Genomic DNA, 255 nt, shown 5'->3' on the forward strand with positions numbered 1-255 from the left:
CGTTTTGGTTGGTCGCAAACAGTTGGCTGCCGTTAACGGCATCTTTGCTGTTGGCATTGAGGTCGCCGTCGGCTACGTTGATAACCTTCTTGCCGGCGTTGTTCAAACCGTCTTTGGTCAGTTTGACATCACCTGCTTTAACGCCGTCTTGGGTCAATGCAACATCGTCGCCTACTTTCACACCGTCGTTGTTCACGGTGGTGTCGCCGGCTTTGACGCTGTCTATCACCAGTTTTTTGTTCAGCTTGACGGTCA

The 255-nt window shown here is 51.8% G+C and carries 1 protein-coding gene; it reads right to left on the reverse strand.

The features are described 5' to 3' along the window. The coding region (locus ACTHTU_RS11450) for a hypothetical protein (protein ID WP_440362618.1) at nucleotides 1–255 on the reverse strand (255 nt) is incomplete at both ends.

The organism is Neisseria sp. P0020.S005 (assembly GCF_051957055.1).
Taxonomy (GTDB): domain Bacteria; phylum Pseudomonadota; class Gammaproteobacteria; order Burkholderiales; family Neisseriaceae; genus Neisseria; species Neisseria subflava_A.